Source organism: Acinetobacter sp. D009 (genome assembly GCF_038562025.1).
Classification (GTDB): Bacteria; Pseudomonadota; Gammaproteobacteria; order Pseudomonadales; family Moraxellaceae; genus Acinetobacter; species Acinetobacter pittii.
In genome coordinates, this window is the sequence record NZ_CP151886.1 from 417312 (window position 1) to 442022 (window position 24711).

31 protein-coding genes and 1 pseudogene are annotated in these 24711 nt (G+C 40.5%); 22 read left to right on the forward strand and 10 right to left on the reverse strand.

Annotation, left to right across the window (positions count from 1 at the left end; translation table 11 throughout):
* Positions 1–630 carry a phosphoribosyltransferase family protein gene (locus AAC388_RS02000; protein WP_336237554.1) on the reverse strand — a complete coding sequence of 210 codons (630 nt, stop codon included), beginning with the start codon at positions 628–630 and terminating at the stop codon, positions 1–3.
* On the reverse strand, positions 623–2668 hold the full coding sequence (gene recG, locus AAC388_RS02005) for an ATP-dependent DNA helicase RecG (RefSeq protein ID WP_046811835.1): 2046 nt from the start codon (positions 2666–2668) through the stop codon (positions 623–625). Before recG ends, AAC388_RS02000 begins: the two co-directional genes overlap by 8 nt.
* Before the next feature lie 20 nt (positions 2669–2688).
* On the opposite strand from recG, the gene AAC388_RS02010 reads away from it, so the two are divergent.
* Positions 2689–3504, forward strand: coding sequence for an NAD(P)H-binding protein (locus AAC388_RS02010; RefSeq protein WP_342371130.1), 816 nt, complete (start codon positions 2689–2691; stop codon positions 3502–3504).
* A 79-nt stretch (positions 3505–3583) separates the two neighbouring features.
* The gene (locus AAC388_RS02015) at positions 3584–4567 is read left to right on the forward strand and encodes a putative solute-binding protein (protein WP_342371131.1); all 984 of its coding nucleotides are present in this window, start codon (positions 3584–3586) and stop codon (positions 4565–4567) included.
* Between the two features lie 46 nt (positions 4568–4613).
* On the opposite strand, the gene plsB is transcribed toward AAC388_RS02015, so the two are convergent.
* Entirely contained in the window at positions 4614–7187 is a 2574-nt protein-coding gene (gene plsB, locus AAC388_RS02020) for a glycerol-3-phosphate 1-O-acyltransferase PlsB (RefSeq protein ID WP_005067259.1), read from the reverse strand.
* Positions 7188–7463: 276 nt separating this feature from the next.
* On the opposite strand from plsB, the gene AAC388_RS02025 reads away from it, so the two are divergent.
* Together AAC388_RS02025 and AAC388_RS02030 are read left to right on the forward strand one after the other, a co-directional pair.
* Positions 7464–8336 (forward strand): acyl-CoA thioesterase II, encoded by an 873-nt coding sequence (locus AAC388_RS02025; protein ID WP_002116924.1) that lies wholly within the window; start codon positions 7464–7466, stop codon positions 8334–8336.
* Between the two features lie 109 nt (positions 8337–8445).
* The gene (locus AAC388_RS02030) at positions 8446–9711 is read left to right on the forward strand and encodes a dicarboxylate/amino acid:cation symporter (protein WP_031945274.1); all 1266 of its coding nucleotides are present in this window, start codon (positions 8446–8448) and stop codon (positions 9709–9711) included.
* A 45-nt stretch (positions 9712–9756) separates the two neighbouring features.
* On the opposite strand, the gene AAC388_RS02035 is transcribed toward AAC388_RS02030, so the two are convergent.
* The 7 genes from AAC388_RS02035 to AAC388_RS02065 form a co-directional block, all read right to left on the reverse strand.
* Entirely contained in the window at positions 9757–10707 is a 951-nt protein-coding gene (locus AAC388_RS02035) for a metal-dependent hydrolase (protein ID WP_199985539.1), read from the reverse strand.
* 124 nt (positions 10708–10831) lie between these two features.
* Entirely contained in the window at positions 10832–11608 is a 777-nt protein-coding gene (gene yihA / locus AAC388_RS02040) for a ribosome biogenesis GTP-binding protein YihA/YsxC (RefSeq protein WP_002116788.1), read from the reverse strand.
* A 100-nt stretch (positions 11609–11708) separates the two neighbouring features.
* Positions 11709–12146: an Rrf2 family transcriptional regulator gene (locus tag AAC388_RS02045; RefSeq protein ID WP_002116968.1), complete on the reverse strand. Its 438-nt coding sequence runs from the start codon at positions 12144–12146 to the stop codon at positions 11709–11711.
* A gap of 87 nt (positions 12147–12233) precedes the next feature.
* On the reverse strand, positions 12234–12998 hold the full coding sequence (locus AAC388_RS02050; protein ID WP_014207751.1) for a globin domain-containing protein: 765 nt from the start codon (positions 12996–12998) through the stop codon (positions 12234–12236).
* A 2-nt stretch (positions 12999–13000) separates the two neighbouring features.
* Positions 13001–13153, reverse strand: a complete 153-nt coding sequence (locus AAC388_RS02055) for a hypothetical protein (RefSeq protein WP_161282742.1) — start codon at positions 13151–13153, stop codon at positions 13001–13003.
* Positions 13143–14690, reverse strand: a complete 1548-nt coding sequence (locus AAC388_RS02060) for a helicase HerA-like domain-containing protein (protein ID WP_064786473.1) — start codon at positions 14688–14690, stop codon at positions 13143–13145. Before AAC388_RS02060 ends, AAC388_RS02055 begins: the two co-directional genes overlap by 11 nt.
* A gap of 42 nt (positions 14691–14732) precedes the next feature.
* Positions 14733–15923: a PLP-dependent transferase gene (locus tag AAC388_RS02065; protein WP_329760193.1), complete on the reverse strand. Its 1191-nt coding sequence runs from the start codon at positions 15921–15923 to the stop codon at positions 14733–14735.
* Positions 15924–16091: 168 nt separating this feature from the next.
* Here AAC388_RS02065 and AAC388_RS02070 point away from each other — a divergent pair, with 168 nt between their 5' ends.
* The 18 genes and pseudogenes from AAC388_RS02070 (at position 16092) to rplF (ending at position 24710) form a co-directional block, all read left to right on the forward strand.
* On the forward strand, positions 16092–16820 hold the full coding sequence (locus tag AAC388_RS02070; protein WP_104075308.1) for a type 1 glutamine amidotransferase: 729 nt from the start codon (positions 16092–16094) through the stop codon (positions 16818–16820).
* 253 nt (positions 16821–17073) lie between these two features.
* The gene (rpsJ, locus tag AAC388_RS02075) at positions 17074–17385 is read left to right on the forward strand and encodes a 30S ribosomal protein S10 (RefSeq protein WP_000070912.1); all 312 of its coding nucleotides are present in this window, start codon (positions 17074–17076) and stop codon (positions 17383–17385) included.
* A 58-nt stretch (positions 17386–17443) separates the two neighbouring features.
* Positions 17444–18082 (forward strand): 50S ribosomal protein L3, encoded by a 639-nt coding sequence (rplC, locus tag AAC388_RS02080; RefSeq protein WP_014207747.1) that lies wholly within the window; start codon positions 17444–17446, stop codon positions 18080–18082.
* Between the two features lie 11 nt (positions 18083–18093).
* The gene (rplD, locus tag AAC388_RS02085; protein ID WP_002049755.1) at positions 18094–18696 is read left to right on the forward strand and encodes a 50S ribosomal protein L4; all 603 of its coding nucleotides are present in this window, start codon (positions 18094–18096) and stop codon (positions 18694–18696) included.
* Complete coding sequence (gene rplW / locus AAC388_RS02090; RefSeq protein ID WP_002049693.1) at positions 18693–19013, forward strand: 50S ribosomal protein L23; 321 nt, start codon at positions 18693–18695, stop codon at positions 19011–19013. Before rplD ends, rplW begins: the two co-directional genes overlap by 4 nt.
* Positions 19014–19024: 11 nt before the next feature.
* The gene (gene rplB, locus AAC388_RS02095; protein WP_002049686.1) at positions 19025–19849 is read left to right on the forward strand and encodes a 50S ribosomal protein L2; all 825 of its coding nucleotides are present in this window, start codon (positions 19025–19027) and stop codon (positions 19847–19849) included.
* 13 nt (positions 19850–19862) lie between these two features.
* Entirely contained in the window at positions 19863–20138 is a 276-nt protein-coding gene (rpsS, locus tag AAC388_RS02100) for a 30S ribosomal protein S19 (RefSeq protein WP_001138119.1), read from the forward strand.
* Positions 20139–20149: 11 nt separating this feature from the next.
* Positions 20150–20479, forward strand: coding sequence for a 50S ribosomal protein L22 (rplV, locus tag AAC388_RS02105; protein WP_001982638.1), 330 nt, complete (start codon positions 20150–20152; stop codon positions 20477–20479).
* A gap of 1 nt (position 20480) precedes the next feature.
* Positions 20481–21297 (forward strand): annotated as a pseudogene (rpsC, locus tag AAC388_RS02110) (30S ribosomal protein S3).
* Complete coding sequence (gene rplP, locus AAC388_RS02115; RefSeq protein ID WP_002049688.1) at positions 21237–21650, forward strand: 50S ribosomal protein L16; 414 nt, start codon at positions 21237–21239, stop codon at positions 21648–21650. The pseudogene rpsC and the gene rplP overlap by 61 nt, the downstream one beginning before the upstream one ends.
* A complete protein-coding gene (gene rpmC / locus AAC388_RS02120; protein ID WP_000849928.1) occupies positions 21650–21847 on the forward strand; it encodes a 50S ribosomal protein L29 in 198 nt (65 codons plus the stop codon). Before rplP ends, rpmC begins: the two co-directional genes overlap by 1 nt.
* Complete coding sequence (gene rpsQ / locus AAC388_RS02125) at positions 21844–22101, forward strand: 30S ribosomal protein S17 (RefSeq protein WP_002116661.1); 258 nt, start codon at positions 21844–21846, stop codon at positions 22099–22101. The genes rpmC and rpsQ overlap by 4 nt, the downstream gene beginning before the upstream one ends.
* 92 nt (positions 22102–22193) lie before the next feature.
* A complete protein-coding gene (rplN, locus tag AAC388_RS02130) occupies positions 22194–22562 on the forward strand; it encodes a 50S ribosomal protein L14 (protein ID WP_001982634.1) in 369 nt (122 codons plus the stop codon).
* Positions 22563–22571: 9 nt separating this feature from the next.
* Positions 22572–22889, forward strand: coding sequence for a 50S ribosomal protein L24 (rplX, locus tag AAC388_RS02135; RefSeq protein ID WP_002116820.1), 318 nt, complete (start codon positions 22572–22574; stop codon positions 22887–22889).
* A 15-nt stretch (positions 22890–22904) separates the two neighbouring features.
* Positions 22905–23441, forward strand: a complete 537-nt coding sequence (gene rplE / locus AAC388_RS02140; RefSeq protein ID WP_002116961.1) for a 50S ribosomal protein L5 — start codon at positions 22905–22907, stop codon at positions 23439–23441.
* A gap of 9 nt (positions 23442–23450) precedes the next feature.
* Complete coding sequence (rpsN, locus tag AAC388_RS02145) at positions 23451–23756, forward strand: 30S ribosomal protein S14 (RefSeq protein ID WP_002049689.1); 306 nt, start codon at positions 23451–23453, stop codon at positions 23754–23756.
* A gap of 11 nt (positions 23757–23767) precedes the next feature.
* Positions 23768–24163 carry a 30S ribosomal protein S8 gene (gene rpsH / locus AAC388_RS02150; RefSeq protein WP_002049732.1) on the forward strand — a complete coding sequence of 132 codons (396 nt, stop codon included), beginning with the start codon at positions 23768–23770 and terminating at the stop codon, positions 24161–24163.
* A 13-nt stretch (positions 24164–24176) separates the two neighbouring features.
* Positions 24177–24710 carry a 50S ribosomal protein L6 gene (gene rplF / locus AAC388_RS02155; RefSeq protein ID WP_002116801.1) on the forward strand — a complete coding sequence of 178 codons (534 nt, stop codon included), beginning with the start codon at positions 24177–24179 and terminating at the stop codon, positions 24708–24710.
* The last annotated feature ends 1 nt before the right edge of the window (position 24711 follow it).

Here is a 24711-nt window from a genome sequence, read left to right on the forward strand (position 1 = left end):
TTAACTCTTCGGCGTTGCTGCTAGGCACGCCGTATGAATGGATGTGCAGCCTAATTGTTTAAGTGCTTGACTGAGCGCATTTACAGAGCTTCCCGTGGTTATCACGTCATCAATAATGAGAACACGGCGATAACGTCGTTTCTCTTGATGATGGGGTAAAAATTGTTGTTCGATATTTTCAAAGCGTTCTAGTCGAGAAAGTCCTTTTTGAGCGTGTTCATTTAAGCGTTGAATTGGTTGCCAAACAGGTATTTTTAAGTGTTTGCTTAAGATATTGGCAAGTAGCAAAGACTGATTGAAACCACGTTCAATTAAACGTTGATTGGAAATAGGCATGGGTACGATCGCTTGTACCTTGGGAAATTTTAATTGTTTTAAAATTTCACCTAATAAGATCTGATAATGTAATTTTTGTTCATATTTAAACTGCTGAATGATCCGGTTAACCGGATAAGCATAATTACAGGCCACAAGAACAGATTGATTATTACGTTGAATCGTTTGTTTAAGCCAAGGTAGCTGTTCCCAACAGTCTTTACAGAGCGATGATTTTTCTCGCATGCCTAACTCGCACAATGAGCAAGGTGAAAATAACTGAATAAGAGGTTGAAAGTTTAAAAAATTAAACATACGCGTAGCGAGGCGCCTCAGGAAGCCAACGTTTTAAAAGAGCATCTGCCTGTTCTGGATAATCTTTTAAAACTTGCTGTGCTACATAGTGAGCCTGACTCAGTAGGTGATCATCTCGCTCTAATCGAGCCACTCTAAATCCCATATCCCCAGTTTGTTTAGTCCCTAGTAATTCACCTGGTCCACGTAATTCCAGATCTTTTTCCGCAATTACAAAGCCATCATTACTTTCTCTTAAAATAGAAAGTCTTTCTTGTCCATTTTGAGAGAGAGGCGTTTTATATAAAAGTACGCAAAAACTGGCTTGAGCACCTCGACCTACGCGGCCACGTAATTGGTGTAGCTGAGAAAGCCCTAAACGCTCGGCATTTTCAATCACCATAATGGAAGAGTTAGGAACGTCTACTCCAACTTCAATCACTGTTGTTGCGATAAGAAGCTGTAATTCATTATTTTTAAATGCTTGCATGACGGCTTGCTTTTCATCGGCTTTCATTTTGCCATGCACCAAACCAATATTGAGTTCAGGAAAACGTTCTTTCATCTCTTGGTAAGTTGCTTCTGCTGCTTGAGCATCTAAAGTCTCAGACTGCTCAACCAATGTGCATACCCAATAGGCCTGTTTCCCATCTCTACAATTCGAAGCAATTCGTTGCAGTACTTCCTCACGACGATCAAGTGGAATCGTAACGGTTTGAATGGGTGTACGGCCCGGTGGCAACTCATCAATTATGGATGTGTCTAAATCGCCATACGCACTCATTGCCAGTGTTCTCGGAATCGGAGTAGCTGTCATCACGAGTTGATGTGGGGTGAATTGCTCAGCACCTTTATTACGTAAAGCTAAACGTTGATCTACACCAAAACGATGTTGTTCATCAATAATCACTAATCCTAATTTGGCAAACCCGACGTTATCTTGAAATAGGGCATGTGTACCAACAATAAGTTCCGCATGGCCTTCTTTAATTTGCTGCTCTGCTTGAGCACGCGCTTTACCTTTTTGTTTGCCAGATAACCATGCCACGGTTACACCTAATGGTTCAAACCAACGTTTAAAGTTTAAATAATGCTGTTCTGCAAGAATTTCAGTCGGAGCCATTAATGCAACCTGCCAATCTGCTTCTAAAGCATGGCAAGCGGCTACAGCGGCAACCAAGGTCTTTCCAGCACCAACGTCACCTTGTACTAGGCGTAGCATAGGTTGGTGTTGTTTTAAGTCATTTAAAATTTCTTTAGATACACGTTTTTGTGCATTGGTCATTTGAAATGGTAAAGCTTCTAATAGTTTTTTAGCTAATACTTTACTGCTTGAAAATGCAGGTGACGCAATTTGACGAATATAAGCACGTCGATTAAGTAAACTAATTTGGTGTGCAACTAGCTCTTCAAAAATAAGCCTTTGCTGTGCAGGGTGCGAGCCTTGAGCCAATTGCAGCATGTTGGCATCCACGGGAGGCTCATGAATGTAATACAAAGCCTCTTTAAGCGCATAGCCATTGGTATATTGTTTTGGGAGTAGCTCTGGTAAGGCGTCACTATGATGCTTTAAAGCTTGTTTAACGTATTCGCGTAATTTAGGTTGAGTTAACCCATCCGTACTTGGATAAATTGCTGTAAGCTGAGTTTTTGGTAGAGGTGTATGTTCATGAATGAGCTGAATTTCAGGATGATACATCTCAAGGCCACGAGCACCTACACGGACTTCACCAAAAATGCGTAAGCGATGACCGGGTTTTATTTTATCAGTCAGGTTTTTATAAATATGATAAAAGCGTAAGGTGACTTTACCGAATTCATCTTGCACCAAGGCTGCCATAGATTTTCTTTTTCCCGGGGGGAAATCAATTGATTTGACTTCTCCTTCGAGTAAATAGCTCCGCCCAACCACAAGTTGATTCATTGGAATAATCGTACTGCGGTCTTCATAATCACGTGGCAGATGAAACAGTAAATCATCTGTGGTAAAAATATTTAGTTTTTCGAGCAGGGCTGCTGAAGCCGATCCAACGCCTTGTAACTGATGGACTGAAGTCATGTCCCCTCAACGAGTTTTCTATGCATATATTATTTATCGGTTATGGTAAAACATCTCAGCGTGTTGCTAAACAACTATTTGAGAAAGAACATCAAATTACCACAATCAGCCGTAGTGTAAAAACGGATAGTTACGCAACACATCTTGTTCAAGATATCTTTAAACTTGATTTAAGTAAAATTGAACCTGTAGATGTCGTATATATTTTACTTTCTCCAAATGAGAGTACGGTTGAGGGCTATCAGCAAACTTATGTTGATAGTATTGAACCGATTCGAGAAGCATTAAAAATACATCCAGTGAAAAAAATAATCGTTGTCTCCTCTACGCGGGTATATGGTGAAAATGCAGGAGAGATTATTGATGATTTTAGTGAAATTCATCCAAATGATGCACAAGGCCATATATTGCGCAATATGGAACTACTCTGGCAAAAATATTATCCAACTGAATCTGTAATTGTTCGCCCTACAGGTATTTATGGAACTTCTATTGCCCGTTTAAAGAAAATGGCTGAAAATCATCAAAGTTATCCAAATATACATTATAGCAATCGAATACATATTGATGATTTAGCAAGATTTTTGGCTTTTATGGCTGATTATGAAAGTCATCAAGCAAGCTATATCGTGACTAATAATCAACCACTACCTTTGCATGAAGTTATCGCATGGTTTCAAAAACAATTGGGATTGCCAGAATTAACTTTAGAATCAAACCAATTTTCAGGTAAAAGAATTTATGCAAAACATTTATGTACAATAGGTTTTCAGTTAGAACATCCAATTTGCTTTAATGACTATTTATTATGTTTAAATGTTCATAGCGCTAAATAAAATTTTGATTAAACTTTAAATAAGAACATAAATACCTGATGAGGCAGTCAAATTGCCGATAAAGATAAAAAGTTTGAAAATGAAAAAAATTTGTTTAGCTCTTATTTTGAGTGGAACAGCTGCTGCGAGTTGGGCCGAGGATCAGGTGTGGTGTGCATATGATCCTATCGGGTCCCAAGGGGATATTGCTCGCCGTTTAAATGACATTCGGCTATATGCCCAGCAATATCAAGTCAAATTTAAAGTTGTTACCTATCAAAAAGAACAGCAAGCCATACAAGCTTTTGATGATGGGAAATGTTCAGGTTTAGCTGCATCCAATTTCAATACTTATCGTTATAACCAGTTTATGGGAAGTACCGCGGGTATAGGGCTTATTCCTAATAATCGTACGGCCAAAAGCTTTTTGCAGCTTTTAAATCACCCTACAATTGAGAAAAGGCTGGTTTCTAAGAATTATGAAGCTATAGGAATGATTCCAATTGGAACTGCTTACATGGTTCTAAAAAATAAGAACCTCTCTAGAGTCGCTCAATTAAGAAATCATCGTATTGGGGTGTTACCCAACAATCCACCACAACAAGCACTGGTACGAAGTGTAGGTGCTCAGCCAGTTTATGTCGATTTATCTAACGCGATTGCGCAGTTTAAGCAAAATAAAATCGATATTATTGCTGCCCCAGTATATGGATTATTGCCGTATAACTTACAAAAAGAATTTGGACCAAATACTCAAGTCATTAATTTTCCTTTGGCATATTTCGGTGTCAATTTAATTATTAAGCCGCAAGCTTATCCTGCTAATTTTGGCCGGAAAATTCGAGGATGGTTTGTTCAAAATAGCCAATTGCTGACGAATCGTGCGACACAATGGGAAAATCATTTACCTGCTTATTATTGGGTAGATGTCTCTTTTTATGAGAAGCAAAGTTATGACGTAATGGTTGCCAAAATACGTAATCAGTACGTTCTTTCAGGTTATTACGATGCTTATTTCGTTCAGCTTATGAAGCGCTTACGTTGTATGGACGATCCACGTTATTTTGAATGTCCAATTCGCTAATAAAATAAAAGGCAACCGAAGTTGCCTTTTATTTTGACTGAAGACTTTAAGCTTTTTTGCGTTTTAAACGGCGTTTAGCTTGTTGAGATGCCATTGCTTCAAGAGCATCTTTCAATTCTTCGTCAGTAAAGGTGGTGATGTGCTGTAACATTTGTAAGGTTACTTCATCAAGCACCAACTGTGCGCCAGCAGCCATTTGACGGAAATTATCATCAAACTCAATTTGGCCTTGGTCGTTGGTACGAATGTAATTTTGTTGTGTAAGTACTTTTAAGAAGCTTTGGAATAAAGCTTTATCGAAGAACTCTGGCGAATTAAATTCATAGAGAACTGATAAACGTTGCCCTAATAAATGACTTAATTCTTCAACTTGTTTAGCAGAAATATTACCAGAACCACGTTGAGTAATGAGCGCAAGTGTCATGTAGTAACGCTCAAGACTTTGCTTAACTGGTGTCGCTAAAACAACAAGCTGATTATGCTCTTCAGTATTTGGCGCAGAGCTAATCAAGTTACCTTCATCGTCTTGTTGAATAAGGTTAGATTGAACTAGGGCATCTGCATATTGCTCAACTTGTGCCTTAAGCTCGCTACTCTTCCATTTAAGGAATAACTCAGCTTTCAAGAATGGATAGAGCGTATAGATGACATTGGTTAAATCTGAACGACTGATTTTTCCATTATGCTCAACAAGCGATGCTACTAGAGAAGGTAAAACAAAGGCGTGCAAGATGTTATTACGGAAGTAAGTCAGAAGAACAGCTTGGTTATCTTCAATCGCAATAATATCGCCAAGTGCATGCTGAACGCGTTTAATGAGTTTAAGCTTTAAACCATACGCAATAATTTCTTTACCAGAAAGTGGCGTTACTTCCATACGTTGGTCATATGGGAAGTTTGATGCCAAGTTGCGGTAAGCTTCAAGTTGCTTAATACAAATTTCTTCATCAAGTGTATGCTTTGGAGTTGCAAGCAGAATAATAGAAAGTAAAGAAACAGGGTTAATCACCACAGCTCGGTTAATATTTTCTAAAATTGCATGTGCAGAGCTATTTACTGCATCTGAAACAGCTTGAGGAATTGGGTCGTCATTTTTCTCGATATAAACGTTTTCTGCATTATGTTGCTTAAGCAGATCATCAAGGAAAACAGGTTCACCAAAATTGACGTGGACTTTACCAAATATACGTTCAATTTTTCGTAAGGTTTTCACAATACCAAAAATAGATTCGGCTTCTTTTGGCTTACCTTGCATTTCGCCTACGTAAGTTGAGCCTTCCATAAGTCGTTCATAACCAATATAAGTTGGTAAGAAAACGATAGGTTTAGCACGGCCACGTAAATGGCTGTGAACTGTCATGGCAAGCATACCGGTTTTAGGCGGCAATAAACGTCCAGTACGTGAACGTCCACCTTCAATAAAGTATTCAAGAGGCGTATTGCGTGACAAAATACTATATAGATATTCTTTAAATACAGTAGTGTAGAGTCCATTTCCACGGAAAGAGCGGCGAATGAAGAATGCACCGCCACCACGTAGAAGCTGTCCAACAAAAGGTAAGTTTAAGTTATCGCCCGCAGCAATATACGGAACCATTAAGCCACGTTTATAGATGACATATGACAATAGTAAATAGTCAATGTGACTGCGGTGGCAAGGTGTGTAGACAACTTCATAATCTTTCGCTAGTTCACGAACTGTACTAAAGTTATGTACTTCTACGCCGTCATAAAGCTGAGTCCATAAGCGCGTTAAGGCAAGGTCAGCAAAGCGCACTGCTGAGTGCGAATAATCCGATACGATTTCATTCACATAGCCGATTGCACGGCGTTCCGCTTCAAGCATGCTCACTTTTCCGCGAATACTTTCACGGCGGATTGCTTCTTGCACATCACGAGATTTAACAACCGATTGCATGACATTGCGGCGATCCGACAAATCGGGGCCTAACACGACTTCACGCTGACGGTCTAAATAATCATTTAACGTACTCACAATATAAGTTGCTGGTGAAAGATTTGGATAATGCTGCTGTGCATATTCAACCAATTCACGTAGCGATTGCGGTTCATGAAACTCTAAATAAGACTGACGACCATGCAAACCAATATTTACCAACTGCTTAACTGTGCTTGGCGTTGCCCATGTGTCGGAAAATAATAATTTAAACCAAGAATCTTCTTTATCTGGCGAACGGCCCCATAAAACTGTAACCGGAACAAGCTCTATATCAAGTTCAGGGTTTTCTTGTAAAACTTCAATCAGTTTTATTAAACGCGGTGGAAAAGCATGAGGAGGCGGATTCAGTAAATTATTTTCATCATTGTGCTGTAAAAATAAAACTGATGCTTTTTCCTGATGAGTACCCACAATGAGTGGGTCTAACGCAGGTTTTAAATTTAAACGACGCGTTTCTCCATCAACCACCAGAGCATTGCTTCGAGAGTGGTTTTGTAAGACGTAACAAACCACTTTTTGGCGGTCAGTTTTTGCTTCTGTTTCTGTTGTTTCTGATACTGGTTCAGTAGGAACTTCCCCAAGAACATGTGGTGTTACCACGAGGTCAAGTAGTTTACTCGAAAGCCGACGATACATTTGACCAAACCCACTCTTGGACATAAGAACTCCTACTTCTTAAAGACAAATCCCAGCACCAAATGCAGAGGGTAATTATTTTGCGGCATTTATTAAAAAAAACAATATGCTACTTTCTTATAAATTATAATGCTTTTGGCATATTTTATCGTTAAAAATCGTATTTTTAGCTGTTATATGAGCAATCTTCGTCAGAAGTTGACTGATTGTTCCATGTTCAAATAGTTTTTTATGGCACAATAGATTCTACACATCTGTACTTTAATACGATTTTTTACCTGAAATATGAAGGTATCTCTCATGAATGCGTTAACCCAAGAACTTGTTGATCTTCTTACTTTAGAGAAGCTAGAAGAAAATATTTACCGTGGCATAAGCCGTAATCTTGTCGGTAAACGTGTCTTTGGTGGGCAGGTTTTGGGTCAGGCTTTACGTGCGGCATCTTATACAACCGATCGCCCAGCGCATTCTTTGCATGCATATTTTTTATATGGTGGCGATATTAATGCCCCAATTATCTATGAAGTAGACCGTTTACGTGATGGGAAGAGTTTCGTAAGCCGTCAGGTTCGTGCCATTCAACACGGACGAGTTATATTTTCGGCGATGGTTTCTTTTGCTAACCCCGAAGAAGGCTTGAACTATCAACATCAAGAGCCAGAGTATCCCGCGCCAGAGACTCTTAAATCTGAAAATGAGCTCAAAGAAGGTATTTTAAATTTCGTACCTGAAAATGTTCGTGCTAGTTTCATGCGTGAGCGCCATGTAGAAATTCGCCCAATTGATCCGGTAAATCCGTTTCAGCCTCAACCTGAAGCTCCTTATAATGCGCACTATATCCGCACACATGACCGTATTCCAAAACAATTAGATGATATTGCCCTCCATCAAGCGATTGTTGCGTTTTATTCAGACTTTACCTTAATGACAACTGCTTTGAGACCGCATGGGCTTAGCTATATTTCTCCAAGTTTGCAGTGTGCAAGTATTGATCATGCCATCTATTTTCATCGTCCGCTGCGCGCTGATGAATGGATGCTTTACGATATGGAAGCAACAGTCAGCGCAGCTTCTCGCGGCTTGAACTTTGGACGTATGTGGCAAAATGGCCAACTTGTATGCAGTACCGTGCAAGAGGGTTTAATCCGTTTGCGGGAAATTGAAACACAATAAGCTTATTTATAAAGCCATCTCATGAGATGGCTTTTTTATTTTTAATTGAAACGATGTGACAAAAAATTGCTCGTATGAAAAGCAAGCTCATGTCATATTTGCAAAAGGATTGCCAACTGAAAAAAATAATGCTGATATGAACTTAAACACACAAATTCTTATTGCGGCCATTTTAGGCTTAGCCTTTGGTTTTATATTAACGTTGTATCCTGATACTGCGTTTGTAAAACATAGTTTATATGGGTTAGGAATATTAAGTAGTGTCTTTATTGGGCTGCTTAAAATGTTGTTGGTGCCTTTGATTTTTAGCTCGATTGTTGTGGGTGTCTCTAATTTGCAGGCGGGAGGACAGTTAGGTCCAGTCTGGAAAATTACCTTTTTATGCTGTTTGACTACAACAACATTGGCTTTAATTTTAGGTATAAGTTGTGCTCATCTATTTGAAGTAGGACGTGGTATAGATATCTCTATTTTCCAAACGTCTATGCAAAACTATCAGGCACCAGATAGTTTAAATCCTGCAAGTTTTTTCACTAATTTTATTCAAAATACATTAATCAACCCATTTAAAGCGTTTAGCGACGGTAACGTTTTAGCGGTTGTGGTGTTTGCGCTATTTGTTGGTGTTGCTTTAGTCCATGGCGGTGAGCGTTTTAAAAGTATTCGCGTATTAAGTCATCAATTTTTTGAAATGATGATGATGCTAGTCGGCTGGGTAATGAAGCTAGCACCTTTGGGTATTTTTGCCTTATTAGCAAAGTTAATGGCAACGGAAGATATTTCGGTACTCAGTCGTTTGGCTGAGTTTGCTGTTGTAGTGACAGGGACTACCATTTTTCATGGTGCTGTTGTTTTACCGTTGCTACTTTGGATTTTTGGCCGCATGAGTCCTTGGACTTTTTTCAAAGGAACACGTACAGCGCTAATTACAGCATTTGCAACCAGCTCTAGTTCTGCCACAATGCCCCTTAGTATGAAATGCGCACAGGAAAACTTAGGTGTTCGTCCGCAAACAGCTGGTTTTGTAATTCCTTTAGGTACACAGCTTAATATGGATGGCACTGCACTATATGAAGCAGCCGCTGCATTATTTGTCGCAAATTTGGTGGGGCTAGACTTAAACCTGACACAACAAATTATTGTGTGTTTAACAGCAATGATTGCATCACTAGGGGCCCCTGGAATTCCAAGTGCTGGTATGGTTACCATGATTATGGTTTTACAGTCTGTAGGTTTACCGGCTGAAGCAATTGCAATTTTACTTCCGATTGACCGTCTATTGGATACGGTAAGAACAGTGGTAAATGTGCAGGGTGATATGATGATTAGTGTGGTTGTCGATCGTTATACAAAAGATAAAGATATCAGTGTCTAATCTCCTAAATAAAAAAGCAGGATTTTAAATCCTGCTTTTTTATTTTTAAGCCGCTTGTAACTCGGCTCTTTTTGCTGCTGGAGATTGCGATAAATAACTTACCGCATCTTCAGTGCTGCCTTCTTTAACTGGATCATACCAAGGCATGAGGTAATCAATTTGTTGGGCAATCAGCCAGATTGGGTTTGGTAAAACCTGATTATCTTTTCTGCTAATTTTATACCACTCTACAGCAACCCATACTGGGAAAAATCTAGATTTAGCAGCATCAGCAAAACGTGGATCTTGTTTCATAATATGTGCAGCGCCATCTATCCATAATCCAAGCACCAGTAGAATCACTGCAAGGCTTAAATAGTAGCGTGGAATATATCCACCACCCAAATGGCGATATAAATCAAAAGCAACGGTACGGTGTTCAATTTCTTCTGAACCATGCCATTTAACTAGATCGACCATTTCAGGATCAGCGCCTAATTCTTCCCAACGCTTGTTATATAGTGCATATTTCCCTAATACACAGGTCATATGTTCGACGGTTGCAATAACGCCTAAACGGAAAAGGTCCCATTGCCCTTGGAGAAATTGAGGAACTTCTTTGTCGAAAGGTTTATCTGCTAAGGCGGTTGTAAATAGATAATTCATAATGTCCAGATTTCGCTGGATATCAATATTACGCGCACTTAAATATTCTTTATTGGCAGAAGTATGCGCATTGGCATGCATAGCTTCTTGGCGGATAAATGCTTGTACATCCTGTTTAAGTTTTTCATCTTTAATTTGCGGTAAAACTTTATTGTACAAACGGCAAAACCAAAATTCTCCGGCAGGTAAGATGTTATTAATTTCATTAATAAAATAACTTGCGAAAGGCTGATTTGGAATCCAGTCAACAGGGGTATCTTTCCAGTCAAATTTTACTTTACGTGGAAGAATTTTATAGTCAATAGAAGAACCTAAAGCCTTGTTCTTCAAAAAAGATAACAATTTCATCATTTAGTCCTGATTTTTAACTCGATGAAGTTATAACGAGTATAAAAAAAGCCCCTACATTTGTGTTTAGCAATAGGGGCCAATTTGAAAATAAATTTAATAAAGAAATTGTATCTGTTTTGACGATTTACTCTTCAGTATCCTCATCTGATGCTTCAGGGATCGCGTCAACGTCAAATTCCGGCTCTTGATCAAGGGTAAAATGCAGGCGTCCAGCCATAACACTTGCTAGCTCTTCTAAACCTAATTTATTAAGTGATGAGAAAAGTTGAATCGAGAAATCAAGCTTCATTTTTTTCAGTTGTTGCTTAACTTCTAATAGCACTTTGTTTGCAGGGCCACGATTAAGTTTGTCTGCTTTTGTTAGGAGAATATGAACAAAGAGATGACGTGAATAAGCCCACTCTAGCATCATCATGTCGAAATGCTGTAGAGGATGGCGAATATCCATCAGTAATACTAAGCCTTGTAAGCTTTTACGATGGATTAAATAGTTCTCTAATTCTTTTTGCCATACTCGTTTCATATCTTCAGGTACGGCTGCATAACCATAGCCAGGAAGATCGACTAAACGTTGATCAGGGTTGCCTAAACTAAAGAAGTTAATCATCTGAGTACGGCCAGGTTTTTTAGAGGCGCGTGCTAACTGTTTTTTGTTGGTTAATGCATTGATAGCACTAGACTTACCGGCATTTGAACGTCCTGCAAAAGCGATCTCGTAGCCACTATCTTCAACACAAAGTGCCAATTTAGGTGCACTCATTAGAAACTCAGCTTGACGTAACCAGTTGAGTGATTGCACAGCATATGCCGTGATCGCTGGATCTGGTTTCTTTTCATAGCTGATCTTTTGCTTGGGTGCGAGTCTGGCTTTGGTGTCTTTCGATTTTTCACTACGACGCATAAAAAATAACTTTTTAAATGAGAGGGCTCGCGCCTAGTATAAAGGAGCTTGGGTATTCTTGCTAATTTTCAATAAGTCGACTTATTAAAATCAGTAGAACTTAGATTTGTAAAAATGCAATAGGGGAGTTGGCAGGAGCAGATTTTGATTGCTGCAAAACTTCTCCGAGTGTGTATTGATCTAGGCTTTGATAAAAGCTTTCTAAAGCCTGATCTAAAATACCTTTTAAACCACAGTGACTACGTAATACGCAAGGTGGCGTATTACATTCAACGATTTGATTGTCGCCCTGTAATATTCGAACAATTGAACCTAAATTTGAGTTAAGTGCATCTGGATTTAAGCGAATTCCTCCGCCTTTTCCACGAATGGTAATAATCCATTCCTGCTTGCCCATGAAATGAACAACTTTAACTAGATGGTTTTGTGAAACATGCAAATCTTTCGCGATTTCTGCAATCGTGTAGGGTGCATCACTTGGGCGTGCAACATACATTAAGAGTCGTAATGCATAATCGGTAAATTTATTAAGCTGCATGATCACCAAAAATGGAAGAGATTAAAAGGATGATCATCTTAGCCTGAAAGTCTAAATAAGAAAACTTTCAGGCAAGAGGTTTTTACATTACAGTGTTAAAGGGGCTGAAACCTGTACTTGATCACCAACTCTATAATGCTCAAGTAGAATATTAGCAACTGAAAACTCAGTATGATTTTCTTCAGGCTGCACTTCAAAGTGATACGAGTTATCTTCTTGAGCTTCAGTAAATTTAAAAGCTTTCGGTTGTTCAAGTTGTTGCTCGGGAACTTGTACTTTAACTGAAATAAAGGCATTTGCTGGGCTAGTCAGTACGTCTTCATGGTCAGTTGCTTTTAAAGTGAAGCGTTTGCCAGATTCCAAAGGATCAATTTGAGTAATTTCAAATGAACGCCAGCCAGCCCATCCACCTTTTAAGCTTTCAAGTTGTTCATATTTTTGTTTTTCAACACCAATCAAGATATCAGCCAACTGTAAGTATGCTTGTTTCCACGCTTCAATAAGCTCTGATTCGAATGGCACGTTGAGTACTTCACTAATTGAATGAAGCAAGTTGTCCCCAACAATTGCATATTGGTCTGGTTGAATATCTAAGCTCACGTGTTTAGTGGTGATGCGTTCTACCGCTTTAGCGAGCACGGTAGGGTTCTCAATATTTTCTGCATAAGCAAGTACAGCAGCTGCAAGAGCACGTGGCTGACGTAAGCTGGTTTGGTCATCTAAATTAAAAACATTTTTTAATTCGGGATTGTTATTAAGCATGCGCTTATAAAAGTATGTAGTCAGCGTAACGCCGTGTTCACGTAAAACCGGTACAGTAGATTTAACAAGTTCAATTTGTTGTGGAGTCATGGCTAGACCTTATTTATCTGGCTATATAAGATGTATTTAAAATACATCTTTAAAAAATTAATGGCAATAACTTTTTTATAAAAAACCATAAAAAAATTAGGGGATATAAAATCCCCTAAAATTAACGCATTTTTTTTAATATTTTTATTTACCAAATAAAGAGCCGAGCAAGCCTCTTACGAGTTTTTGTCCCGTACTTCCTCCTAAGCTACGTGCAGCACTTTTGGCAAAAGTTCCAACAATGTCTTGTGTGAGTTTAGCTCGTTCACGGGCTGCTCTTTCTTCCTCTTTTAGTTGCTCACGTGCCAAGCGCTCCTGCTCTTTAGCTTGCTGTTTTGCTAAAGTTTCTTGTTCTTTAGCTTGTTGTTTTGCAAGTTCGGCGTCTTGCTGCTGTTGTTCGCGCTCAGCAACTTTATTCTGTAGCATTTCATAGGCACTATCACGATCTACAGCTTGTTCATAAACGCCAGCAATAATACTTTGCGAGATTAAAGTCTGACGCTCTTCTGGAGTGATCGGTGTAAATGCAGAGTACGGAGGCATAACCCAACCACGTTCTACAATCTGTGGTGTACCTTGTTCATCTAGACAGCTAATGAGTGCCTCACCAACACCAAGTTGGGTAATAGCTTCATCAACTTTAAAATCGGGATTAGCACGGAAAGTGTCTGCTGCGGTTTTTACAGCTTTTTGATCTTTAGGGGTGAATGCACGTAATGCATGTTGAACGCGATTACCAAGTTGACCCAGAACGCTTTCGGGTAAATCGAGTGGGTTTTGAGTAATAAAGTAGATACCCACCCCTTTGGAGCGGATTAAACGTACCACTTGTTCAATTTTGTCTTGTAGAGCTTGGCTGGCATTATCAAATAACAAGTGAGCTTCATCAAAGAAAAATACGAGTTTAGGCTTATCCATATCACCCACTTCTGGTAGCTGTTCAAATAACTCTGAAAGCATCCATAAGAGGAAAGTGGCGTATAACTTAGGCGTATTCATGAGCTTGTCAGCAGCAAGAATATTGATATAACCGTGTCCGTTTGCATCGGTTTGGATAAAATCCAGAATATTTAAAGCTGGTTCCCCAAAGAACTGTTCTCCACCTTGGTCGGCAAGAGCGAGTAAGTTGCGCTGAATGGCACCTAGGCTGGCTGGAGATAAATTGCCATACTCGGCTTTAAATTCAGCTGCATGTTCACTCACAAAAGTGATCATGGCTTTTAAATCTTTAAAGTCGACTAAAAGTAAACCTTGGTCATCTGCAATACGGAATACAGCAGATAAAACACCTTCTTGGGTATCATTTAAGTTTAGTATGCGTGCTAATAAAATTGGCCCAATTTCAGAAATGGTGGTTCGGATAGGATGACCTTGCTGACCAAATAAATCCCAAAAAACAACTGGGTTCGCTGCGAATGGAACACTATCAATTTGTAAAAGTTTTAAGCGTTCATTAAATTTATCGGAAGCTTCACCAGCTTTTGCAAGACTCGAAACATCGCCTTTAGCATCGGCAAGAAATACCGGCACACCGATTCGAGAGAAACTCTCTGCTAGAACTTTTAACGTAACTGTTTTACCTGTACCTGTCGCGCCTGCAATAAGTCCATGACGGTTAGCAAACTGGGGAAGTAAAACAATTTCTTTTGATGTGTCCTTAATATTTTTAGCAATAACAATCGGTGTACCCATATATTTTTATCCTATGGTTTGAGTCACTATAATCTTGTCGTTTTACAGTTGTTTCAGTGCATTTTCGATATCTTGTATCAAATCTTGCGGATCTTCTAGTCCTATACAGAATCGAACCAATAATCCTTGTTGTAAATGTGTATTCTCAAGTTTTCTCATCATTTTTAAATCATAAAGCATAGTCAGGCTAACAGGTCCACCCCAGCTAAAGCCGAGCTTAAATAACTCTAATGCATCGCAGAAACGACGTACTGCTGTAATGTCATATTCAGGTTTAAAAATAACACTCACTAAGCCGGCACTTTGACCGTCTATGCAGATTTCTTGCCAATATTGATGGCCTGGTGAGGATTCATCACTTGGGTGTAGAACTTGTGCAAATTGAGGCTGGTTCTTTAGCCATTTAAGTAGAGTGTGAGCATTGGCTGACTGTTGTTCATAGCGTAAAGACATATGGGCAAGGCTACGTTGAACTTGAGCCGCATCATCTCCAGAGATTGCGATGCCTAAAATGGCATGTGTGCGGAATAGGCGGTGATGAAGTTTCTCATCACGAGTTACAATGCTGCCCATTAAAATGTCACCACCACCACTTGGATATTTTGTTAATGCGTGAACGGTTAAATCGACTGATAGCTGTTCATTAGAAAAATTAAAAGCATTAAACGCAAGCCCAGCCCCCCAAGTATTATCTAGAGCAGTCAATACACCATGTTTTTTAGCTTTTTTGACTAGATTTTTAAGGTCAGGAAACTCTAAAGTAACCGAACCTGCAGCTTCTAACCATAATAGTTTACTTCTTTCGGTGGGTTGAAAACTTGCAGCGTCAATGGGGTTATATACTTTAACAATAATGCCATATTGACTTTGTAGATAAGTTAAATGTTCTAGATTTGGCCCGTAAATATTGTCTGGAACCCATACTTCATCATTAGTGCTTAAAAATGCTGAGTTCACAATATTAATTGCGGATAGGCCACTCGGTGCAAGCAAACAATGCAAACCACCTTCAATTTGCGCAATATTGTCGCCTAAGGTGAATGTAGTAGGGGTGCCATGTGTTCCATAGCTATAGTCATACTTATCCGTCCAGTGACGATCAAAAAGGTGCGAAGTTGATTTGAAAATAATAGTTGATGCGCGAAATAAGGGAGGTTGCACTGTTTCAATGAATTGCGGAGCCTTTCTTGGGGCATGAATGAGACGAGTCTGGAAATCGTTATGCTTTTTCATAGTGCGTTATGTTTTAAATGATAAAGTTAGATTAAGAGAAATTTAAATTCTTCGCTAGATTTATAAAGTTTTGTAAGACGTTTCGTTACAGTAGACCTATAAAACAAAAACTTGGCTTTATTTTTGCAAAGACCACTACAACATTCTAACAACAATAGGTTTAAGCGCATGAAGTCGCATTTAAGAGTTCATTATTTTCAACATATCGCGGGTGAGGGTTTTGGGAGTTGTTATTCATTTTTAAAAGCCCACCACGCGACTATTAGTTCTACGGAGTTTTTTGCACTTCCGGTTGATCGGTCACTTGAAATAGAAGCTTTACCACAAATTGATGAGGTTGACTTATTATTAGTCATGGGTGGCACCATGAGTGTAAATGATGAAGCGAATTATCCATGGCTTAAGATAGAGAAAAGATGGTTGCGTCGTTACTTAGCAGCAGGAAAGCCTGCTATAGGTCTCTGTTTGGGTGGGCAGCTAATTGCTAATGCACTTGGGGCCGCAGTCAGTCGAAACCGCTATCAGGAACTTGGCTGGTCGACAGTTCAAAGAGTAGCAAATTTACCTCAAGACAGCTTTCCTTTGCCTGAAAAGATAAAGGTGATGCAGTGGCATAGTGAAACATTTGAAATACCCAAAGGTGCTATACACTTAGCCGAGAATATAGCTTGTCGTAATCAGATGTATCAAATTGGAAAAAATGTGCTGGGTTTTCAATTTCATCCAGAAATGACACCGGCAACGTTAGAACTCTTGCTTGAAAATGAAGAAGAGCTATCTATCTTTAATGGGGAATATGTTCAGCCTGTGAGTGAACTGCAATATTCAGAAGCACAAAAATTTGAACAAGGTAATCAACTCTTAAATAAAGCGATTGAATTTGTTATGAATGCCTAGAATGAGTTGAGAATACTAGGTTAAAGTGCGTTTTGAACAAAAAATAGAAAAAGAGAATTGCATAAGACTTAAACAATCGTTATAATGGGCGACCCTCAAAAGGAGGGGCATTTACTGCGAAGAAAGTAGTAAATGTGCATTACAGTCGTGGCATCGATCATGACCTTAGTGATTTTCACTGCCTTTGACACTTACCAATGGGTGAGATGCGTCAAGGGTGATTCTTTATATGTTTGGCTTGGAGTTTACTGGTATGTCTAACCAGAGAATTCGTATCCGTTTGAAGTCTTTTGATCATCGTCTGATTGATCAATCTGCTCAAGAGATCGTAGAAACCGCTAAGCGTACTGGCGCACAAGTTTGTGGTCCAATTCCGATGCCTACTCGCATCGAACGCTTCAACGTTCTTACTTCACCGCACGTTAACAAAGATGCGCGTGACCAGTACGAAATCCGCACCTATAAACGTTTGATCGACATCGTTCAACCTACAGATAAAACTGTTGATGCATTGATGAAATTAGATCTTGCGGCTGGTGTTGATGTTCAGATCGCTTTGGGTTAAGGCTTTCGGTTGATTAACTTCTAAGTTAATTAGGCCGCTTTTTTAGAGGTTTATGCACATGGCTATTGGTTTAGTCGGTCGCAAATGTGGTATGACTCGCATCTTTACAGATGCAGGTGTTTCTGTACCTGTTACAGTCATCGAAGTCGATCCAAACCGCATTACGCAAATCAAAACACTTGAAACTGATGGTTATCAAGCTGTTCAAGTAACTACTGGTGAACGTCGCGAATCTCGCGTAACTAACGCTCAGAAAGGTCACTTCGCGAAAGCTGGTGTTGCTGCTGGTCGTTTAGTTAAAGAGTTCCGTGTTACTGAAGCTGAGCTTGAAGGCCGTGAAGTTGGCGGTACTATTGGCGTTGATTTGTTCGCAGTTGGTCAAATTGTTGACGTAACTGGTCAATCAAAAGGTAAAGGTTTCCAAGGTGGTGTTAAACGTTGGAACTTCCGTACTCAAGACGCTACTCACGGTAACTCAGTTTCTCACCGTGTATTAGGTTCTACAGGTCAAAACCAGACTCCTGGACGCGTGTTCAAAGGCAAGAAAATGGCTGGTCACTTAGGTGACGAACGCGTAACAGTACAAGGTCTTGAAATCGTATCTATTGACGCTGAACGTTCTGTTTTAGTTGTTAAAGGTGCAATTCCTGGTGCAACTGGCGGTGACGTGATTGTACGTCCTACCATCAAGGCCTGAGGGGAAATACCGTGAATTTGAAAACTGTTTCCGGCTCTGCTGTTGAATTGTCTGAAGTTGCTTTCGGACGTGAATTTAACGAAGCTCTTGTACACCAAGTTGTTACTGCTTACTTAGCAGGTGGTCGTCAAGGTACTCGTGCTCAGAAATCACGTGCAGACGTTTCTGGCGGTGGTAAAAAGCCATTCCGTCAAAAAGGTACTGGTCGTGCTCGTGCGGGTTCTATTCGTAGTCCTATCTGGGTTGGCGGTGGTAAAACTTTTGCTGCTCGTCCACAAGATTGGTCTCAAAAAGTAAACCGTAAGATGTACCGCGGTGCAATGCAATGTATCTTAGCTGAACTTGTTCGCCAAGATCGTCTTGTATTAGTTGAAGAGTTTGCAGTTGCAGCTCCAAAAACTAAAGAATTGCTTGCTAAGCTTAACGACTTAAATGCTGCTCGTGCATTAATCGTTACTGACGCTGTAGATGAGAACTTATATCTTGCAGCACGCAACCTTCCGCATGTAGATGTGGTGGATGCAACTGCAATCGATCCTGTAAGCTTGATCGCGTTTGATAAAGTTGTGATGTCTGTAGCTGCTGCTAAGAAAATTGAGGTAGAACTCGGATGAACAACGAACGTATCTATCAAGTCCTAAAAGGACCAGTCTTCTCAGAAAAGGCACAAGTATTAGGTGATACTGTTGGTGTTCAAGTATTTAAAGTAGACATCAATGCTACTAAGCTTGAAATCAAAAAAGCAGTTGAAAAACTTTTTGGTGTAGAAGTTGTTAAAGTTAACACAACTATTACTAAAGGTAAGACTAAGCGCTTTGGTCGTACATTGGGACGCCGTTCTGATGTTAAAAAAGCATACGTCACCCTGAAAGCTGGCCAAGATGTTGAAATGGCTGACTTGGGCGATACCGCTGAAAGCGCAGCGGAATAAGGACGAAAATTATGCCGATTCAAAAATGTAAGCCAACGTCTCCAGGACGTCGCTTTGTAGAGAAAGTGGTTCATGACCATCTTCACAAAGGCGCTCCTTACGCACCGTTGGTTGAAGCTAAAAAACGTACTGGTGGTCGTAATAACAACGGTCACATTACTACTCGTCACGTTGGTGGTGGTCATAAACAACACTATCGTATCGTTGACTTCAAACGTAACAAAGACAGCATCCCAGCTGTTGTAGAGCGTATTGAATACGATCCAAACCGTACAGCACATATTGCTTTGTTGAAATATGCTGATGGTGAGCGTCGTTATATCATCGCACCTAAAGGCTTACGTGCTGGCGATAAAGTACAATCTGGTAACGATGCTCCAATTCGTCCAGGTAACTGCTTGCCACTTCGTAATATGCCGATCGGTTCTACACTTCATAACGTTGAACTTAAAATTGGTAAGGGTGCGCAATTAGCGCGTTCTGCTGGTGCTTCTGTTCAGTTGTTGGGTCGTGATGGTTCTTACGCAATTATTCGTCTTCGTTCAGGCGAAATGCGTAAAGTACACGTTGAATGCCGCGCTGTAATTGGTGAAGTTTCTAACCAAGAAAACAACCTTCGTTCATTGGGTAAAGCTGGTGCTTCGCGCTGGCGTGGTGTTCGTCCTACCGTACGTGGTATGGCGATGAACCCGATTGATCACCCGCACGGTGGTGGTGAAGGGCGTAACAAAGGTATTCAACCTGTAAGCCCATGGGGTCAAAAAGCTAAAGGGTACAAGACACGTACCAATAAGCGTACGACTAAGATGATTATTCGCGACCGTCGCGTCAAGTAAAGGAATCTGACTAATGCCTCGTTCTCTGAAAAAAGGCCCATTCGTCGATGCGCACTTGTTCGCTAAGGTTGAAGCGGCTGTTGCTAGTAACTCTCGCAAGCCGATTAAAACTTGGTCTCGTCGTTCGATGATCCTTCCAGATTTTGTTGGTTTAACAATTTCTGTTCATAATGGTCGTAACCACGTTCCAGTAATTGTTACTGAGCATATGGTTGGTCATAAACTCGGTGAATTCGCGCCAACTCGTACCTATCGTGGTCACGGTGTTGACAAGAAATCTAAACGTTAATAGGTGTCATGATGGAAGTAACTGCTAAATTACGCGGTGCCGCTATCTCGGCACAGAAAGCACGTTTGGTTGCAGATCTTATTCGCGGCAAATCTGTTGCGCATGCTTTAAATATCTTAAACTTCAGCAATAAAAAAGCTGCTGTTTTAGTAAAAAAAGCATTGGAATCTGCGATTGCAAACGCTGAACACAATAACAGTTTAGATGTTGACGATCTTAAAGTATCTACGATTTACGTTGACGAAGGCATGAGCCTTAAACGTATTATGCCACGTGCTAAAGGCCGTGCAGATCGTATTACTAAGCGTACTTGTCACATCACCGTTAAGGTAGGGGTTTGATATGGGTCAGAAGGTTCATCCAATCGGTATCCGCCTAGGTGTTGTGAAACGTCATAACGCTAACTGGTATGCGAATCCGAAACAATACGCTGAATACTTGCTTAAAGATCTTCAAGTTCGTGAGTTTTTAACTAAAAAACTTAAGAATGCGATGGTAAGCAACATTCTTATCGAACGTCCATCAGGCGCTGCTAAAGTAACTATTAGCACAGCTCGTCCTGGTATCGTAATCGGTAAAAAAGGCGAAGATATTGAGAAATTACAGCGCGAACTTACCAGCATTATGGGTGTTCCAGCGCAAGTAAGTATCAACGAAATTGATCGCCCAGACTTAGATGCGCGTTTAGTTGCTGAAGCAATCGCTTCTCAATTAGAAAAGCGTGTAATGTTCCGTCGTGCTATGAAGCGTGCGGTTCAAAACACTATGCGTGCTGGTGCTAAAGGTATCAAAGTTGAAGTGTCTGGCCGTTTAGGTGGTGCAGAGATTGCTCGTACAGAATGGTATCGTGAAGGTCGTGTACCTTTACATACGTTACGTGCAGACATTGACTATGCAACTATGCGTGCAGAAACAACTTACGGTACGATTGGTGTTAAAGTTTGGATTTTCCGTGGCGAGATTTTAGGTGGCATGAAACAAGTCATGAACCCTGCTCCTGCTGAAGATCGTCCAGCTAAACGTGGTCGTGGTCGTGGTGAAGGTCAAGAGCGTCGTGGTCGTCGCGGTGACCGTGCTGCTGACAAGGGAGAATAATCCATGTTGCAACCTAAACGTACCAAATTCCGTAAGGTGCACAAAGGCCGTAATACTGGTCTAGCGCATCGTGGTAGTACAGTATCATTTGGTTCGATTGCAATCAAAGCAACTGAACGTGGTCGTATGACTGCTCGTCAGATTGAAGCTGCACGTCGTACTATTAGCCGCCGTATTAAGCGTGGTGGTAAAATCTTTATTCGCGTATTCCCGGATAAACCAATTACTCAAAAGCCTCTTGAAGTGCGTATGGGTAAAGGTAAGGGTAGCGTGGAGTACTGGGTTTGCCAGATCCAACCAGGTAAGATCCTGTACGAAATTGAAGGTGTGAACGAAGAATTAGCGCGTGAAGCATTTGCTTTAGCTGCTGCTAAACTTCCGTTTAAAACCACTATCGTGACTCGGACGGTAATGTAATGAAAACTAAAGATCTACGTGAAAAATCGGTAGAAGAGTTGAAAGCTTTGCTTGATGAGCAACAGCTTAATCAATTCCGTCTTCGTATGGCGAAAGCAACTGGTCAGTTGGGTAAATCGCATGAAGTGCAAGTTGCTCGTAAGACAATTGCTCGTATTAAGACACTCCTTACCGAAAAACAGGGGAACGGACAATGAGTGAAAAAACAGTCCGCACGTTAACCGGCAAAGTAGTAAGCGACAAAATGGACAAGTCTATTGTTGTTCTTATCGAACGCCGCGTTCAACACCCGTTGTATGGCAAATCAATTCGCCGTTCAACTAAGTTACACGCTCATGATGAGAACAATGTTGCTAAACTTGGCGATGTTGTGACCATTAAAGAAAGCCGCCCAATTTCTAAAACTAAAGCTTGGACTTTAGTGGAAGTAGTTGAAGCAGCTGCTGAGTAATTCGACGTTCTTGTTGCATCATCGGTCAATTTCGAGTACTCTTTGAGCCTTTCGAAATTGTGACCGGTGATGCTCGGTTTTGGAGTAGGGCAATGATTCAAACCGAAACTATGCTCGACGTAGCAGACAACAGTGGTGCTCGCCGCGTACAATGTATTAAAGTACTTGGTGGTTCACATCGTCGTTATGCTTCTGTTGGCGACATTATTAAAGTTACTGTAAAAGAAGCAATCCCACGCGCACGTGTTAAAAAAGGTGACGTGATGAATGCGGTTGTAGTTCGTACTAAATTCGGCATTCGTCGTCCAGATGGTTCTGTGATCCGTTTTGATGATAATGCTGCAGTTATCCTGAACAACAACAAAGCTCCGATTGCTACTCGTATCTTCGGACCAGTGACTCGTGAACTTCGTACTGAACAGTTCATGAAAATCATTTCATTGGCTCCTGAAGTTCTATAAGAGGCAATCATGGCTAAGATTAAAAAAGGCGATCAAGTTATCGTGATCGCAGGTAAAGAAAAAGGCAAACAGGGTACTGTATTGTCTGTTTCTGAAGACCGCGTTAAGGTTGAAGGCCTTAACTTAGTGAAGAAGCACCAAAAGCCGAATCGTGTAACTGGCGCTGAAGGCGGTATCGTTACTCAAGAAGCTTCGCTTCATATTTCAAACGTGGCAATTTTAAATGCTACAACCCAGAAGGCTGACCGTGTTGGTTACCAAGTGATTGATGGCGTGAAAACTCGCGTTTATAAATCAAATGGTGAATCAGTGGCGGTAGCGAAGTAATAGGTTGAAAAGGCAATGGCCAGACTTAAAGCACGTTACAACGAAGAACTTAAAGCGAAGTTACAAGAAGAACTTAGCATTAAGAACGTGATGGAAATTCCACGCATCACAAAAATTACCCTAAACATGGGTGTAGGCGCAGCTGCAACTGATAAGAAATTATTAGATGGCGCTGTAGTCGACATGCAATTAATTGCTGGTCAAAAACCAGTAATTACACTTGCTCGTAAATCTATCGCTGGTTTCAAAATCCGTGATGGTTGGCCGATTGGTTGTAAAGTTACTTTACGTGGCGACCAAATGTACGAATTCTTGGACCGTTTGATCTCAATCGCAATCCCTCGTATCCGTGACTTCCGTGGTTTCTCTTCGAAATCATTTGATGGTCGTGGTAACTACTCAATGGGTTTGAAAGAGCAAATCGTTTTCCCTGAAATCGATTTCGATAAGATTGATCGTATTCGTGGTATGGATATTACTATTACTACGACTGCTCGCACCGATGACGAAGGCCGTGCGCTTATGCGTGCATTCGGCTTCCCGTTCAAATAAGAGGTCGATATGGCTAAGAAAGGTATGATTAATCGCGAATTGAAACGCGAAAAAACAGTTGCTAAATACGCTGCAAAACGTGCTGAATTAAAAGCTACGATTGCAAACGTAAATGCAAGTGAAGAAGAGCGTTTCGAAGCGATGTTAAAGTTACAAGCATTGCCACGTAATGCATCTCCGGTACGTCTTCGTAACCGTTGTGGTTTAACTGGTCGTCCTCATGGTTACTTCCGTAAGTTCGGTTTAAGCCGTAACAAATTACGTGACACAGTAATGCAGGGTGATGTACCAGGCGTTGTTAAGGCAAGCTGGTAAGGAGCGACTAAATGAGTATGCAAGATACCGTTGCCGACATGCTAACGCGTGTTCGTAACGCACAAATGGCTAAGAAACAAACTGTTTCTATGCCTTCTTCTAAGTTGAAAGTTGCAATTGCAAACGTACTTCAACAAGAAGGTTATATTTCAAATGTAGAAGTTGCTCAAGAAGAGACAAAATCTACTTTGACAATTACTTTAAAATATTTCGAAGGCAAACCAGTTATCGAAATGGTTAAACGCGTAAGCCGTCCAGGTCTTCGCCAATACCGTGGTAAAGATAAACTTCCAAGCGTTAAGCAAGGTTTAGGTATTGCAATTGTTTCTACAAGCAAAGGCATCATGACTGATCGCGCTGCACGTGCTGCGGGCGTTGGTGGTGAAGTTATTGCTTTTGTTTCTTAATAGGTGATTCCTCATGTCTCGTGTGGCTAAAGCCCCAGTAACTGTACCTAATGGTGTAGCAGTTACTCAGAACGGCCGGCAGGTCGAAGTGAAAGGCAGCAAAGGTACATTGTCTTTCAACCTGCATGCGCTGGTCGAGCTAAAACAGGAAGAAGGTAAACTTCAACTTGCTCCAGTTAAAGAATCGAAAGATGCTTGGATGCAAGCTGGTACTGCTCGCGCTGTATTGAATAACCTTGTAAAAGGGGTTAGTGAAGGCTTCGAACGTAAGTTGCAGCTAGTTGGTGTTGGTTATAAAGCTGCGGTTAAAGGTACTGTTGTAAACCTTAACCTTGGTTTTTCACACCCAATTGACTACGCTTTACCTGAAGGTGTAACAGCGGAAACTCCAACTGCTACTGAAATCATTTTGAAATCAGCAAACAAGCAGTTGTTAGGTCAAGTAGCGGCAGAAATCCGTGCATATCGTTCTCCTGAACCATATAAAGGTAAAGGTGTTCGTTATTCGGATGAAGTCATTCTTCGTAAAGAAGCTAAGAAGAAATAAG

Bases quoted from the DNA above. Each gene is read 5' to 3' on its own strand.
- AAC388_RS02015 (WP_342371131.1), top strand. From the start codon at position 3,584: ATGAAAAAAATTTGTTTAGCTCTTATTTTGAGTGGAACAGCTGCTGCG.
- rplV (WP_001982638.1), top strand. From the start codon at position 20,150: ATGGAAGTAACTGCTAAATTACGCGGTGCCGCTATCTCGGCACAGAAA.
- recG (WP_046811835.1), bottom strand. From the start codon at position 2,668: ATGACTTCAGTCCATCAGTTACAAGGCGTTGGATCGGCTTCAGCAGCC.
- AAC388_RS02000 (WP_336237554.1), bottom strand. From the start codon at position 630: ATGTTTAATTTTTTAAACTTTCAACCTCTTATTCAGTTATTTTCACCT.
- rpsN (WP_002049689.1), top strand. From the start codon at position 23,451: ATGGCTAAGAAAGGTATGATTAATCGCGAATTGAAACGCGAAAAAACA.
- AAC388_RS02025 (WP_002116924.1), top strand. From the start codon at position 7,464: ATGAATGCGTTAACCCAAGAACTTGTTGATCTTCTTACTTTAGAGAAG.
- rpsH (WP_002049732.1), top strand. From the start codon at position 23,768: ATGAGTATGCAAGATACCGTTGCCGACATGCTAACGCGTGTTCGTAAC.
- AAC388_RS02060 (WP_064786473.1), bottom strand. From the start codon at position 14,690: ATGGGTACACCGATTGTTATTGCTAAAAATATTAAGGACACATCAAAA.
- AAC388_RS02035 (WP_199985539.1), bottom strand. From the start codon at position 10,707: ATGATGAAATTGTTATCTTTTTTGAAGAACAAGGCTTTAGGTTCTTCT.
- rplC (WP_014207747.1), top strand. From the start codon at position 17,444: ATGGCTATTGGTTTAGTCGGTCGCAAATGTGGTATGACTCGCATCTTT.
- rplB (WP_002049686.1), top strand. From the start codon at position 19,025: ATGCCGATTCAAAAATGTAAGCCAACGTCTCCAGGACGTCGCTTTGTA.
- rpsQ (WP_002116661.1), top strand. From the start codon at position 21,844: ATGAGTGAAAAAACAGTCCGCACGTTAACCGGCAAAGTAGTAAGCGAC.
- rpmC (WP_000849928.1), top strand. From the start codon at position 21,650: ATGAAAACTAAAGATCTACGTGAAAAATCGGTAGAAGAGTTGAAAGCT.
- rplF (WP_002116801.1), top strand. From the start codon at position 24,177: ATGTCTCGTGTGGCTAAAGCCCCAGTAACTGTACCTAATGGTGTAGCA.
- rpsS (WP_001138119.1), top strand. From the start codon at position 19,863: ATGCCTCGTTCTCTGAAAAAAGGCCCATTCGTCGATGCGCACTTGTTC.
- rplX (WP_002116820.1), top strand. From the start codon at position 22,572: ATGGCTAAGATTAAAAAAGGCGATCAAGTTATCGTGATCGCAGGTAAA.
- rplN (WP_001982634.1), top strand. From the start codon at position 22,194: ATGATTCAAACCGAAACTATGCTCGACGTAGCAGACAACAGTGGTGCT.
- rplW (WP_002049693.1), top strand. From the start codon at position 18,693: ATGAACAACGAACGTATCTATCAAGTCCTAAAAGGACCAGTCTTCTCA.
- rpsJ (WP_000070912.1), top strand. From the start codon at position 17,074: ATGTCTAACCAGAGAATTCGTATCCGTTTGAAGTCTTTTGATCATCGT.
- AAC388_RS02070 (WP_104075308.1), top strand. From the start codon at position 16,092: ATGAAGTCGCATTTAAGAGTTCATTATTTTCAACATATCGCGGGTGAG.
- rplE (WP_002116961.1), top strand. From the start codon at position 22,905: ATGGCCAGACTTAAAGCACGTTACAACGAAGAACTTAAAGCGAAGTTA.
- plsB (WP_005067259.1), bottom strand. From the start codon at position 7,187: ATGTCCAAGAGTGGGTTTGGTCAAATGTATCGTCGGCTTTCGAGTAAA.
- AAC388_RS02065 (WP_329760193.1), bottom strand. From the start codon at position 15,923: ATGAAAAAGCATAACGATTTCCAGACTCGTCTCATTCATGCCCCAAGA.
- AAC388_RS02010 (WP_342371130.1), top strand. From the start codon at position 2,689: ATGCATATATTATTTATCGGTTATGGTAAAACATCTCAGCGTGTTGCT.
- yihA (WP_002116788.1), bottom strand. From the start codon at position 11,608: ATGCGTCGTAGTGAAAAATCGAAAGACACCAAAGCCAGACTCGCACCC.
- AAC388_RS02050 (WP_014207751.1), bottom strand. From the start codon at position 12,998: ATGACTCCACAACAAATTGAACTTGTTAAATCTACTGTACCGGTTTTA.
- AAC388_RS02045 (WP_002116968.1), bottom strand. From the start codon at position 12,146: ATGCAGCTTAATAAATTTACCGATTATGCATTACGACTCTTAATGTAT.
- rplP (WP_002049688.1), top strand. From the start codon at position 21,237: ATGTTGCAACCTAAACGTACCAAATTCCGTAAGGTGCACAAAGGCCGT.